The sequence below is a fragment of the Candidatus Nitrohelix vancouverensis genome (genome assembly GCA_015698305.1).
In the GTDB taxonomy this organism is placed as follows: domain Bacteria; phylum Nitrospinota; class Nitrospinia; order Nitrospinales; family VA-1; genus Nitrohelix; species Nitrohelix vancouverensis.
Map to the genome: position 1 here is coordinate 411,367 of CP048620.1, position 12,989 is coordinate 424,355.

General features: G+C 51.0%; 10 protein-coding genes. 5 read left to right on the forward strand and 5 right to left on the reverse strand.

Features of this window, described 5'->3' with window-relative positions; all coding sequences use genetic code 11:
* Nucleotides 1-42 precede the first annotated feature (42 nt).
* Nucleotides 43-1,026 (reverse strand): ParB N-terminal domain-containing protein, encoded by a 984-nt coding sequence (locus tag G3M78_01975; protein ID QPJ64232.1) that lies wholly within the window; start codon nt 1,024-1,026, stop codon nt 43-45.
* On the opposite strand from G3M78_01975, the gene G3M78_01980 reads away from it, so the two are divergent.
* Nucleotides 1,025-1,924 carry a formylglycine-generating enzyme family protein gene (locus tag G3M78_01980; GenBank protein QPJ64233.1) on the forward strand — a complete coding sequence of 300 codons (900 nt, stop codon included), beginning with the start codon at nt 1,025-1,027 and terminating at the stop codon, nt 1,922-1,924. The genes G3M78_01975 and G3M78_01980 overlap by 2 nt on opposite strands.
* 18 nt (nt 1,925-1,942) lie before the next feature.
* On the opposite strand, the gene G3M78_01985 is transcribed toward G3M78_01980, so the two are convergent.
* Nucleotides 1,943-3,076, reverse strand: a complete 1,134-nt coding sequence (locus G3M78_01985) for an oxidoreductase (protein QPJ64234.1) — start codon at nt 3,074-3,076, stop codon at nt 1,943-1,945.
* Nucleotides 3,077-3,437: 361 nt separating this feature from the next.
* On the opposite strand from G3M78_01985, the gene G3M78_01990 reads away from it, so the two are divergent.
* The 4 genes from G3M78_01990 to G3M78_02005 all read left to right on the forward strand — a co-directional run bounded on the left by G3M78_01990 (nt 3,438) and on the right by G3M78_02005 (nt 10,584).
* Complete coding sequence (locus tag G3M78_01990; protein QPJ64235.1) at nt 3,438-4,352, forward strand: phosphate/phosphite/phosphonate ABC transporter substrate-binding protein; 915 nt, start codon at nt 3,438-3,440, stop codon at nt 4,350-4,352.
* A gap of 374 nt (nt 4,353-4,726) precedes the next feature.
* Entirely contained in the window at nt 4,727-6,310 is a 1,584-nt protein-coding gene (locus tag G3M78_01995) for a PAS domain S-box protein (GenBank protein ID QPJ64236.1), read from the forward strand.
* Nucleotides 6,311-6,371: 61 nt separating this feature from the next.
* Nucleotides 6,372-9,989, forward strand: a complete 3,618-nt coding sequence (locus G3M78_02000; protein QPJ64237.1) for a dihydropteroate synthase — start codon at nt 6,372-6,374, stop codon at nt 9,987-9,989.
* 178 nt (nt 9,990-10,167) lie between these two features.
* Nucleotides 10,168-10,584 (forward strand): YkgJ family cysteine cluster protein, encoded by a 417-nt coding sequence (locus tag G3M78_02005; GenBank protein ID QPJ64238.1) that lies wholly within the window; start codon nt 10,168-10,170, stop codon nt 10,582-10,584.
* A 65-nt stretch (nt 10,585-10,649) separates the two neighbouring features.
* On the opposite strand, the gene rplQ is transcribed toward G3M78_02005, so the two are convergent.
* The 3 genes from rplQ to rpsD all read right to left on the reverse strand — a co-directional run bounded on the left by rplQ (nt 10,650) and on the right by rpsD (nt 12,973).
* Entirely contained in the window at nt 10,650-11,198 is a 549-nt protein-coding gene (rplQ, locus tag G3M78_02010) for a 50S ribosomal protein L17 (protein ID QPJ64239.1), read from the reverse strand.
* Nucleotides 11,199-11,234: 36 nt separating this feature from the next.
* Nucleotides 11,235-12,263 (reverse strand): DNA-directed RNA polymerase subunit alpha, encoded by a 1,029-nt coding sequence (locus G3M78_02015; GenBank protein ID QPJ64240.1) that lies wholly within the window; start codon nt 12,261-12,263, stop codon nt 11,235-11,237.
* Nucleotides 12,264-12,343: 80 nt separating this feature from the next.
* Nucleotides 12,344-12,973 carry a 30S ribosomal protein S4 gene (gene rpsD, locus G3M78_02020; GenBank protein QPJ64241.1) on the reverse strand — a complete coding sequence of 210 codons (630 nt, stop codon included), beginning with the start codon at nt 12,971-12,973 and terminating at the stop codon, nt 12,344-12,346.
* Between the last annotated feature and the right edge of the window lie 16 nt (nt 12,974-12,989).

Here is a 12,989-nt window from a genome sequence, read left to right on the forward strand (position 1 = left end):
GAATCGCTATTCTATTTTCATCTCGTAATCAAATCAGGCGCGTCATTCCAGATTTTTGAAGGCATCGATCAGTTCGTTCATCGCCTCGGATTTCATAGACTCATTCAAACGCTCCAGTTGATCGCTCAATTCCCTTTTGGTGCGGAATTTCAGTTCGATTTTTATTTCGTCGCTCTCGAAAGTTTTGCTGGTGCGCAATCGCGTTTCCGGGTGCAGTTCCAGTTTGTCCACCGCCGCCGCGACCTTACGATTCAATCGGGACAATAAAGGAAATCGGCGCGGATGCAGAGACTGGAAGACCTGGTCGTATTTTTGCGCAGGAGCAAAATGCGGATGCTCAAGAACGGACTGGATCGGGTCCCAGTCAATGATCTCCACCGGCGATACATTTTCCCGAATCGCCGTCTCGTCGATCAGTTCCACCATATCGCGCCACTTGTTCACGCCCGGTCGGAGCGTCGAAAACAAGTCCTCTGCGGCCTGTCGGCTCGCCGGGTCCCAGCCGCAAATGACATTCGCCACGCGCAATGAAACGTTCAAATCGTGCAGTAATTTTTTAAAGCCCGGACTCAGCTGGCTGGCCTGCAAAAACTCGCGCAGTAATTTTTTACTTCGCTCGAGACCTATCAGCGGCATATACTCTTGGAGAATCCGCGACTCGGGAACTCCCGCCCGGATCAACCGGTCGAGAATGACGCCTTTCTCCATATCGCCGTAACAGCGATGAGCCAGATTCTCGTTCAGGTTGGCCGCAAGCATACTCTCTGCGCTGTCGTCGACTTCCATCACAAAGGCGCTGATCTCGTCGATTCCCAGCTCTTCAGCAATTTGCAAGCGCCGATGACCGCTGATGATGCGATAGCGTTCCGCGCCAGCGACCAGCCCTACCGGGTGAACGATGCCAAGAGCCTGAATGGATTGTTTCAGGGCTTCCGGCGCCGGGTTCATTGAAAAGTCGGTCCACTTGTCGAGCAAGTCGATTTCGTTTAATTTTACCGTCTGAATCTGATTTAGAGAAATAGTCATGAATCTGAAGTTATGTATAAGATTGACAGGGTTGTTACCTATCCTGCTTACGGCTCTCGCCGCTTGTTCTCCGCCTCCATCGGGAATGGTCCTGGTGCCTGCGGGCGAGTTCATCATGGGAACCAACGAAACCGACGCTCTCAACCGCGCTATGGCCCTGGGACTGGATAAACCCTGGTTCGCCGATGAATCGCCGCAACGCAAGGTGAATCTCCCGTCTTTCTATATCGACAAATACGAAGTCACCAATGAGCAATATTATATTTTTTGTCAGGCGACCGGTCATCGCCCGCCGCCGCATTGGAAACGAAGCCAAAAATATCCCGAAGGAACCGGCCGTCTGCCCGTCACCGCCGTTAACTTCTTCGACGCCGCCGCGTATGCAGAGTGGGCCGGAAAGCGCCTGCCCAACGAGGCCGAATGGGAAAAGGCCGCGCGTGGATACGACGGCTGGATCTATCCCTGGGGCAACGAATTTTCTCTCGACTCCGCCAACATCAGCCCCAGCGCCACATCCAAAAGCGGACAGGGACTCAAACCCGTGGGAAGCTACCCGCATGCATCCAGCCCTTTTGGAGCGGAAGACATGGTGGGCAACGCCTGGGAATGGGTCTGGGATTATTATTTCCCTTATCCGGGCAACACCTACAAGTCAAAGGACTATAACAAAAAATATATAGTCGTTCGCGGTCTTTCTTATATGGGTATCGGCCATTTCTCGAAAAAAGATTACCAGGAAGCGCTGCGCTTGAAAGCGCGCGCATCGTTTCGGGAAAAATTAAATCCAATGTCGCGCAAAAAGGACCTCGGCTTCCGCTGTGTGAAAGACAAATTAAGCCTCTACGAACAATGGTTTGGCAAAGAACCCCCCGCCGTTAAAGAAGCCCAGGAACTGTGACGCGCTTTCAATTCGCCGCTATTTTCCGCTGATTCGATAAACCGCGCCCAGAAAATCATCCGAAAGAAACAACTCTCCTTTCGGCGACACTTCAACATCCACAGGTCGCCCGCTCGGGCTTCCGTCTTCCAGCAACCAACCGTCGATCCATGTTTCTTCCGAGATGATTTCCCCTTTCGCCGACAAGCCCAGACGAACCACTTTGTAGCCCGCAGGCTTGGAGCGATTCCAGGAACCGTGAAATGCGATGAACAGACTGTTGTCGTATTTTACGGGCAGAGCGCCAGTCTGATAAAACGCCAGACCCAGCGGCGCCATATGCGCGGTGAAGGTATGAGCCGGAACCTCCGTCTTCGAGCAATCCATACGCCCGCCAAAATCCGGGTCCGGTTTTCGATCCTCATAGCAATAGGGCCAACCGTAATGTTTGCCGAAACGGATGCGATTCAACTCTTCTCTGGGATGATCGTCGCCCTGCCAGTCGCGACCGTTATTGACGCCCCACAAGTCGCCGTCGTAAGGAGAGAATTCAATACCCACGGAGTTGCGCAGACCGCTGGCGAAAATTTCCGGGTCCGAACCATCCAGGTTGTAGCGCGAGATGGCCGCCCGTACTGGTTCCTTTTCCTCGCAAACGTTGCAGGACGAACCCACCGAAAGGTAGAGTTTTCCATCCTTGATTTTCAAGGTGCGGGTGAAATGCCCACCGCTGGGAATATCGGCGACGACCACTTCCGGCGCGCCATAAGCAAAGGGCGGCGACTCTCGACGCAAACGCACCACCTGCGTTTCTTCTGCAACATAAAGATAATAGCCGCTCTCCAGCTCGACAAAGGCCAAACCATGCGGCGCCCGCCGACCTGAGAGGATCGTTCGCATCGTATCCGCGCGTCCATCGTTATCCGCGTCGGGAAGGGCCGAAACGCGACCGGCGCGCGCCTGGCTGATGAACAGGTTGCCCAAATCGTCAAAGGCCATATGCCGCGCTTTGGCGACTCGCGCGAACAATTCGATCTTGATCGAAGGATCATGACGCAGTTTCAGCTGTTCCATCAACAGGGCATCTGCGGATTTTTCCACCGCCCCTGCCTGAGACGCCAGAAACAGAGTCAAAAATACAAGCGTAACGCCTCGATACAAAACATGTCTCATGCTCGATCCCTTTCAAACTGAATTGTCGAAACTCTTTAATTTTCAGAAGGATCTGTTAAAATAGCGTGTTCGCTCTGCAATTCCGCCAAAGTTGCAGAAACTAATTGAACCTGATCCTCTCTTCGCTAAATCGGCGTTTATTTAAAGATCGCCGTCTTGCTTATATTATCTCTTGACCCGATGGTCCTTACAAGCGACGACTGATGAAAATTCTCCAATCGCTAAACATGACCCGCAAGCCAAATTCAGGTTTTAAATCTTAATGCGCGCATCTAGCCGAAGCGTAGCATTTCGATACTCGCTCTCTCTGATAGCCGGGATTTTATTCGCCCTGATTCCAATCTCAGGAAACGCCTCGGAGATGGAAATCAGTGAATACCCGCCTTCCATCCGAACCCTGAACTACGCCTCTCCTGAAGAGCGGGCCGAAACGCTGGCGCTTGGCTACGTCACGCATAATCCCAAAAAACATTTTAAACGCCTGAAGCCGATGGCGGAATATCTGGCCGGACAACTGGATGGAATCCGGCATGGACGCGTTCTCATGGCAAAAACCAATGAAGAGATGGTCTGGCTGGTTCAAAATGGCCATGTCGATCTGGTTTTTGAATCGGTTGGCTCGGCCATGCAACTCGTCAAACAAGCCGACATGCAATTGATGCTTCTACAATGGAAAAAGGGGAGCAAGGACTATCACTCTCTCATCATCACGCATCAGAGTAGCGGCATGAAATCTTTAGCGGACCTCAAGGGCAAGCGAATCACTCTGGGAGAAGTCGACTCAACCACCTCGTATCAGATGCCCGTCGCCATTCTGGAGCGCGCGGGTCATTCCCTGATTCGCCTCAACCACCCCAAAGACCCTGTACCGCCTGGGAAAACGGGTTATCTGATCGTGTCGGGCGATGAAAAAACCATCGCCGCAAGCGTCGCGCGTCAACTCACCGACGCTGGAGCCTACAGCAATCAGGATTGGGAGTCCGCAAAGGACACGCCTGAGACCTATAAGAAAGAACTTTCGATCCTCTACCAATCTCGGGCCATTCCCAGAAGACTGGTTCTGGCGCGAAACACCTTGCCGGAGCCGATCAAAACGGCGCTCCGTTCTGTATTGCTGGACATGAAGAATCGACCCGATGCCGAACCCGTGTTGAAGCGGTTTTACAAAACCCGTCAATTCGATGAACTGCCCAGAGAAGCGTTGGAACAAATTGTTCAGATTCAACAACTGCTCGAATCAAGTTCACACTTGAAAAGTTTCTCGCAAAACCAATGAAATTAAATTTACAGGCCAAATATTTTATTCTGATCTTTTCATTGACCCTTGCGCTATCAGCCGCTTTTGGGAGTATTGTTTTTTATCAATCCCAAAAATCATTGGAAGCGGCAAAAACCTTCAGCACAAATTCCTTAAAAAATTTATCCATATCCCAACTTGAAAACAGAGCCAAAGAATTCGCTGAGTTTCTCGCCAGAAGCCTGGCCGCTTCTATTTATTTTTATGATTTCGACGCAATCAAAGCGCAAATCAAAGCCTCTGAATTGAGCTCTGATATTAATCAGATCCGGATATTTGACCATAAAGGCCTTATCCTGCACCGCTCAGGAGATCGCTCTGACGAAATATCCATCCCTAAAAACTCTCTCGGCATGAAATCGCTGGCCCAACGATCCATGCTGACCTTTTACGATAAAAATACTTACACCGTCACAACCCCCGTGTTGATTGAAGATGAGCTGATCGGGGGGATTCTTGTTCAATTTTCTCTGGGCGCCATGTGGAGGGAAATTGAACACGCCATGGTCGATTTTCAAGCCCTCGAAAACAAAGTCATACGTCAATCCTTTATAAACATTGGCGTCATCCTGGCCTTATTCGCTTTTCTCGATCTCGTCCTCGCGTATCTGATCGCCAGGCGATTGAGCGACCCCATCACATCATTAGCGAGCAGAGCTCAGGAAATTGGCCAGGGACGATATGAAGCGCCCTCCCCCTCCAAAATGCCGGATGAATTCAGGGGGCTTGCAGACGCTTTTGAAAATATGGGGAAGGAAATCAACGCCAAAACGGTTTCAAAAAAATTCCTCAACGCCGTGATCGATTCCATGCTGGGAATTCTGGTGGTTTTGAAACCGAACGGAGAAATGGAATTGATCAATCAGGCGACGCTGGACCTGCTCGGATACCGGGAAGCGCAGTTAAAGGATCGAAACATCGCGACCCTGTTCGATACCGATTCGACATTTTCAAACGACTTGCTGGCTCGACTGAGCCGCAAGGGTCGATTGGCCAACATTGAAAGTTCCCTCAAAACCCGCGCAGGGAAATCCATTCCAGTTTCGATCTCCGGTTCGGCGCTTCTCGATTGCGACGGCGTCGTGCAAAAATACATTCTTCTTGCTCACGACATCACCGAACGCAAACAGACGGAACAAAACCTTGTCAAGTATCGCGATAATCTGGAAGAACAGGTTCAGGAGCGGACCCGGGAACTGCAGGCGACGCATCAAAAACTTCTGCATTCCGAGAAGCTATCCGCTCTAGGCAAACTGATCGGTTCGGTATCGCATGAATTCAACAACCCGATTTACGGAATCAGCAATATCCTTCACCAGTTACGCGAACACGAAGGCCCTTTGAACGAAGAACTGAACCATCTCCTCGATCTGGCGATCCGCGAAACGCGGCGCATGAGCGATTTGATTCGCAGACTCCAGGGCTTTTATCAACCCATGGACGAAGTCGTGACTCTGGTGGACATCAACGAAATCATCAACGATATCCTGCTATTGAGCGACAAAAGCTTCAACGACAGAAAAATTATCGTCAAGAAAACGCTTTCCCCTTCCGGCGCCAGGATTCACGGCATCGCCGATCAAATTCGTCAGGTTCTGCTGAACATCATACAAAACGCCCAAGAAGCGATCGTGGGAAAAGGCGGGCTGATATGTATTTATACCAGACAAGAAATGGAGAAAACGTATATAATCATATCAGACGATGGCATTGGAATACCCAGGGGAAATCTGGACCGCATTTTCGATCCGTTCTTCACCACCAAGTCGAGCGTGAAGGGAACCGGGCTTGGACTTTCCATCAGTTATGACATCATAAAAAAACACGGCGGCGATATCAGCGTTGAGTCCCGACCGGAAGCGGGCGCAACATTCACCCTTTCGCTTCCCGCCAACATCGCGTTTGCCGCCGACCAGAAATCTCAATCTTCCACCTGAGCGACAAGCGCCTTGGGTGGATTTTTCTATTTTTTTATTACCCTATCCGACAGACTGATTCATGACTTTCACCGAAATTCTTAAAAAACAAATTCTGATACTGGATGGCGCCATGGGAACGATGGTTCAGGCGCTAGAATTGAGCGACTCCGACTTTGGCGGCCCTGAGTTTAAAATGCTCACCGACCTGCTGATTTTTTCTCGTCCGGTCGACCTCAAGAATATCCATCTCAGTTACTTGAAAGCGGGCGCCAATATCATTGAGACGAATACCTTTGGCGCGTCCCCCCTGCGCCTTGGCGAGTTCGATTTCTCGCAGATGGACGCTTCGCAGTTGAAATCCATTCCAGAGGGTCTGGATATCAGGCAATGCAATCTGGCCGACATCACGCGCGAATTGAATCTGCACGGCGCTCGCATCGCCCGCCAGGCGGTTGAAGAATACAAATCGCTCCCGGAATACGATGGCAGACCCTTGTTCGTGGCAGGCTCTATCGGCCCTTCCAATTATGTCTTGTCGAGCACCGACGCCGATTTGAAAAAAGCGACCTTCCCGCAAATTGAAGAGAATTTTCGCTTGCAGGTTGCGGGTCTGCTCGAAGGCGGCGCGGATATCATGTTGTTTGAAACGCAACAGGACATCCTTGAAACCAAGGCCGCCTTGTTCGGCGCGCACAAAGCCTTCAGAGAGGCGAAGAAATCAGCTCCGATCATGGTTCAGGTCACCGTCGATCAATTTTCTAAAATGCAGATTTTCAACACCGACATTCACGCCGCCTACACCACCGTATCCGGATTGGGCATCGACGTGTTCGGCATCAACTGCAACGTCGGACCGGAACTCATGCCGCCGACCGTCGAAAAACTCAGCCGCTATTGCAATCACCCCATTTCCATCGTCCCCAACGCCGGTCAACCGGTGTCGGAGGAAGGCAAAACCTGCTACAAATTATCGCCGCAGGATATGGCGAACGAAATGGAGCCCTTTGTCCATAAATGGGGCGTCAATATCATCGGCGGATGTTGCGGAACCAGCCCGGATCATATCTCTGCGCTGAGTCACAAATTCAAAGGAGTCGTCCCCGTCCCGCGCCAGACCGAACAGCGCGTCTTCGTTTCAGGCCCGCAAGTCGCAGTGCCGCTCGATAGTTCTGAAAGCCTGATCCGCATTGGCGAACGCCTCAATGTGCGCGGCAGTAAAAAAGTCCGCGATGCGGTCGAGCAGACCGAAACGATCAATCTACACGCTCTGGAAGAAGTCATGCGCGAACAGGTCGAAGACCTCGGCATCGAGATCATCGACGTGTGCATGGACAGCAATATTGTCGAGACGGAAAAAGCGCTTCCAGAAATCATTCACGGCCTCAACAGCGACTTCAAGGGCGTCATGTGCATCGACTCGTTTTCCGTCGAAGCGCTGGAGGAGGCGATCCAACGCTATCCCGGTCGCCCCATCATCAACTCCATCAGCCTGGAAGAATATCGCGACGGCGTGTCCAAACTGGACGCAGTTCTGGAAACCACGGCGGGACATCATCCCGTTTACATGGCTCTGGTCAACGGCCCGCTCGGCCCCGCGCAAACGGCGCAGGAGAAATACGACCTGGCCCTGGCCATCGTCGAGCAGGCCAAAGAACGCTACAACGTTACGCCCGATCAGATTTTAATCGACGTCAACGCCTATCCCATAGGCAGTGAATCGGTGGAAGGACTCAACTTCTGCGCGGAAACTCTGGAAGCCCTGCCGCGCATCAAAGCCATTCACCCGGACCTGAAAACGACGATCGGCGTCGGCAACCTCACCAACGGTTTGGCGCAAAAGCCCTACATGCGTATTGTTTTGACCAGCGTCTTTTTGCATGAAGCGCGCGAAAAAGGACTCGATTGCGCGATCCTCAATCCCAATCATTACGTCCCTCTGACCAGTCTTCCCGCTGAAGACGTGGCGCTTGCCAGAGACGTCATTCTCAATCGCAATATGGACGCCTTTGAGCGTTTGGAAGAAATTGCGATGACCAAGAAAACCGGGACCGTTCAGAAAAAAATCGATTACAACGCGCTACCTCTTGAGGAAAGCATCTGTCTTAAAATCAAAGACGGCAAGAAGGAAAAAATCGACGGCACTCTGGACAAGGACGGCTGGAAATACAACTACGCCGACTCCATCGTCCTGCAGGTCGCGCAGGCGGTCGACAAACACGAACCGCTCGAATTCATCAACAGCTATTTGATGAAAACCATGAAGGAGCTGGGGGACGGCTTTGGACGCGGCGAAGTAAGTTTGCCGCATCTCTTGAAAAGCGCCGACGTCATGCGCAACGTCATGACCTTCCTCGAAGCTTACATGCGGCAGAAGAGCGGCGCGGATTTGTCCGATCAGATTCAGTACAAGGGCATCGTCGTGCTGGGCACCGTGTATCAGGACGTTCACAGCATCGGCAAGGACCTTGCGAAAACGCTCCTGGAAAATTACGGCTATCGCGTCATCGATCTGGGCGTGCAGGCTCCGCTTGAAAAGTTCATCGAAACCGCAATCAATGAGAATGCCACGGCTATCGGCATGAGCGCGCTTCTGGTTCAGACCTCGAATCACATGATAACCGTCGCCCGCATGTTGCAGGAACGCAATATTTCCTTCCCGATTTTAATCGGCGGCGCGCCGGTGAACATGCGCCACGCCGGTTATGTGGCGATGCACGGTCAAAGCGACACCGGTCGCATCCTCGACAATGTCTTTTATTGCGAAAGCGGTATGGACGGCGTCAACGTCATGGGCAAGTTGATCGACCCCAAGGTTCTCAATTCAGTTTTGAAAGACAATCGGGAGAAGTTGACCAGCGAGTACCAACGCGCTAAAGGCCTGGCAGAAACGCATGACAAACTGTTGAAGGAATTGCCACGTCGCAAAGTCAGCTTCAAGCACCACGAACCCGCGCGCGACGGTTTCGGCATTCATCGACTGGAATTGAAACTCAGCAATATGGAATCCAATATCGATTCCAAAAGTCTGTTCTCGCTGAACTGGAAATACGGCAAGCGGTCCTCCTGGGAACAGCAGGGCGTGCAGGAAAAAGACCTGCAGACATTGCAAAAGGACTGGATCGAAAAAGCAGAGAGCAATCGCTGGATCATACCCCGCGCGAGCTTTGCATTATTGCCCGCTCAATCCGAAGAAGACACTGTCATTCTTTATGATCCAGAAAATACCGAGCGCGAACTGGGGCGCATCAAATTCAACCTCTGTGTGGGCAAGGGGCGAAAGGACAAGTTTTCCGTCGCCCAGTTTGTTCATCCCAAAAGTTCGGGCATCATGGACGCGGTGGGACTGCAGATCACCACCGCAGGGGCGCAACTGGTGGATGCGGTGGAAAAACTGAAAAACGATAACGACTCGGAATCCTCTCTCTATCTGCAAGGGCTGGGCGACCGGGTGACGGAGGATCTTGCAGAATACATTCATCAGTTGATTCGTCAACGCGCCGGACTCAAACGCGACCGCAAGGGCCAGCGCTATAGCCCCGGCTATGCGGCGCTGGAGGACATGCAGAACAATCAGGTGATCTGGAACATTTTGCAGGCGGAGGATATCGGCGTCACCCTCACCGATTCTTACGAATTCAACCCGCCCAGCGCCACCGCCGCGATCGTCTGTTTTCATCCCGACGCCAGTTACACCTGATACCGGTCGAAACTCGCCAGACAAGGCCACGCGACTTAACTGATGTGGAAAAATGTTTCCATGGTTTGACTTCGGCGCTTGAGGCATGCGATAGTAGCAGACCGTGGGCGTTGGGTATTCGCATTGACGTCTTCCCGCCCTTTTAAACCAATCACTCAATCATAATCAGGTTAACACGATGTCCAAGGAAACAGACCGGATACACGATACCAGCCAGTGTGAAAAATGCTTACCGGCCTTTTGCTGTAACTATTTTGCGTTTGGAATTGATGAACCGGAGACCCGCAAAGATTACGAAAGCCTGCTCTGGAAAATCGCGCACGAAAAAGTATCTATCTATATATATCGGAAGGCTTGGTACATCATGATCCATACCCGCTGCAATTTTCTATCGCCGACCAATAAATGCATGATCTACGAAACGCGCCCTTATATTTGCAAGGAACACAGCGTGGAGAATTGCGAATACACCGGCGAGGATTACGGCTTTTCAGAGCATTTTAAAAGTTACGACGACTTGCTGGTCTATATAAAGGAAAACACGAATTTTCGATTCAAACAGGAATTGACCGGAGTGGCTCCGAATATTGATTGAGGGAGTTGCAGGGAGGTTGATTCAGGCGGGAACTAAAAAGGGGGAGCCTTGCGCTCCCCCTTTTTTTATTTCTCTTCTTTTTTCTCTTCGTCTTTTTTCTTAACGGCTTTCTTAACTGCTTTGGGCTTCTTTTCAGCCGCTTTCTTTTCCGTCTTCTTTTCGGATTTTTCTTTCGTATCGTCCGCTTTGGCTTTCTTCGCCGCAGGTTTCTTCTCGGCTTTCTTTTCTACTTTGCTTGCCGCCGCTTTCGGGTCCGTATCGCGATCCACCAATTCGATGAACGCCATTGGCGCATCGTCGCCCTTGCGATTGCCAATCTTGATGATTCGCGTATAACCGCCCGGTCGTTCCGCGTAACGTTCCGCCAGCGGGCCGAACAACTTTCCGAGAATGTCCCGATGCGCGATCAGGCGAAGGGCTCTTCGACGCGCATGCAAGGTCCCTTTCTTACCGAGAGTGATCGTTTTTTCCACCTTGCTTCTCAATTCTTTTGCTTTGGGCAGGGTGGTGCGGATACGCTCTCGCTCCAACAGGGCCGTTACCATATTACGAAACATGGCCTTGCGGTGCGCAGTCGTGCGACCAAATTTTCTGCCTGCTTTTAAATGACGCATGGATCCTCGATTCCTATTCTATTGAGGGAACATTGATTAGGGTTCCAGTTCCGTTTCTACTTCTTTTTTCTTTCGCAACTGGCTGATTTGTTTCAGGTCTTCCTCTTCAACCTTGATACCCAAATGCAACCCCATTTCTTCAAGTATTTCTTTGATTTCATTCAATGACTTGCGGCCAAAATTCCTTGTCTTCAGCATTTCACCGTCGGTCTTCTGCACCAGTTCGGCGATGGTTTGAATATTTGCATTCTTCAAACAATTGTAGGAACGAACCGACAACTCCAGCTCTTCCACGCTTTTTGCAAGATTGGCGATGACTTTTTGTTTCTTTTCGTCGACCTGGGGAACCGTCGGTTCCGGCTCTTCATCAAAATTGATGAAAATCTGCATATGATCTTTGACGATCTTGGCGGCATGAGCCACGGCATCTTCAGGAGAAATACCGCCGTTGGTCCACATTTCCATAACCAGCGAATCGTAATCAGCCGACTGACCGACCCGTGTGTTCTCAATCTTGTAGGTGATTTTCTCAACAGGAGAGAATACCGCATCGATGGGAATCATTTGAACAGATTCATCTTCCATCTCTTGCGCTTCAGCAGGAACATAGCCTCGGCCCCGTCTGACAATCACTTCCATTTCCATGGAACCATTTTGATCAACTGATGCAATATGCAGATCGGGGTTCAAAACGACTACGTCGGGATCATTCGAAATCGACTGGGCCGTTATTTCGCCTGCGCCTGAAGATTTGAAATTGAGGCGTTTTTCCTGAATGCCAGGAGCCATCTGCAAATTGACTTGTTTGAGATTCAGGATGATCTCAGTCACGTCCTCAAGAACTCCCGGTATGGATGAGAATTCATGGAAAACGCCTTCAAATTTAACAGCGACAATCGCCGCGCCTTCAACCGAAGAAAGAAGCATTCTTCGGAGAGAGTTACCAATCGTCACGCCGTAGCCCCTTTCGAAAGGACCCGCCGTGAACTTCCCGTATGAATTTGACTTCGTTCGTTTATCGAATTCCAATCGCTTGGGTTTAACGATGCCCTGGGCGTTGAACATAGTGCCTCCGATTATTTACTTCCAGCAATCTATTATTATTTGATCCGCTTCGCCTAAATATTCCCGAAACAGGAACGGAGTTAGCGGGAATAGAGTTCGACGATCAATTGCTCCTGAATAGGAATATCGACGTCCTCTCGGGCGGGCAGGGCCTGCACAAGTCCCTGCTTGTTTTCTGGGTCGAACGCCAGCCAATGAGGCAGCGTTTTACCTTTCATTTTCTCCAAAGCTGTCTTGATAGGCGCTTTTTCCCCCTTGCGAGGATTGGGCGTTATGACATCGCCTTGTTTGAGGAAATAAGAAGGGATATTGACCTTTTTCCCGTTCACAAAAAAATGACTGTGCCGGACCAGCTGTCTGGCGGCGTTTCGCGAAGGCGCGAAACCCAACCTGAATATTACATTATCAAATCGCAATTCGAGCGACTGGAGAAGATTCTCGCCGGTGACCCCTTTTTTGCGGTCTGCGGCGGCAAACATATTGCGAAAAGGTTTTTCAAGCACGCCGTACACTCGTTTGGCCTTCTGCTTCTCGCGAAGCTGTATTCCATATTCGGAAAACTTCGCGCGTCGACCCTGGCCGTGTTGCCCCGGCGCATAGCCGCGCTTGTCAATTGCGCATTTGGCGGTCTCACATCGCTCGCCTTTTAGAAACAGTTTAATGCCTTCTCGGCGGCACAACCGGCATACAGATCCTCTATATCTTGCCAAACCCCGACTCCCTTAT

What these genes read in the sequence shown, in the direction of transcription:
- G3M78_01985 (QPJ64234.1), bottom strand. Translation starts at nt 3,076, where the DNA reads ATGAGACATGTTTTGTATCGAGGCGTTACGCTTGTATTTTTGACTCTG.
- G3M78_02005 (QPJ64238.1), top strand. Translation starts at nt 10,168, where the DNA reads ATGTCCAAGGAAACAGACCGGATACACGATACCAGCCAGTGTGAAAAA.
- G3M78_02015 (QPJ64240.1), bottom strand. Translation starts at nt 12,263, where the DNA reads ATGTTCAACGCCCAGGGCATCGTTAAACCCAAGCGATTGGAATTCGAT.
- rplQ (QPJ64239.1), bottom strand. Translation starts at nt 11,198, where the DNA reads ATGCGTCATTTAAAAGCAGGCAGAAAATTTGGTCGCACGACTGCGCAC.
- G3M78_01995 (QPJ64236.1), top strand. Translation starts at nt 4,727, where the DNA reads ATGAAATCGCTGGCCCAACGATCCATGCTGACCTTTTACGATAAAAAT.
- G3M78_01980 (QPJ64233.1), top strand. Translation starts at nt 1,025, where the DNA reads ATGAATCTGAAGTTATGTATAAGATTGACAGGGTTGTTACCTATCCTG.
- G3M78_01975 (QPJ64232.1), bottom strand. Translation starts at nt 1,026, where the DNA reads ATGACTATTTCTCTAAATCAGATTCAGACGGTAAAATTAAACGAAATC.
- G3M78_02000 (QPJ64237.1), top strand. Translation starts at nt 6,372, where the DNA reads ATGACTTTCACCGAAATTCTTAAAAAACAAATTCTGATACTGGATGGC.
- G3M78_01990 (QPJ64235.1), top strand. Translation starts at nt 3,438, where the DNA reads ATGGAAATCAGTGAATACCCGCCTTCCATCCGAACCCTGAACTACGCC.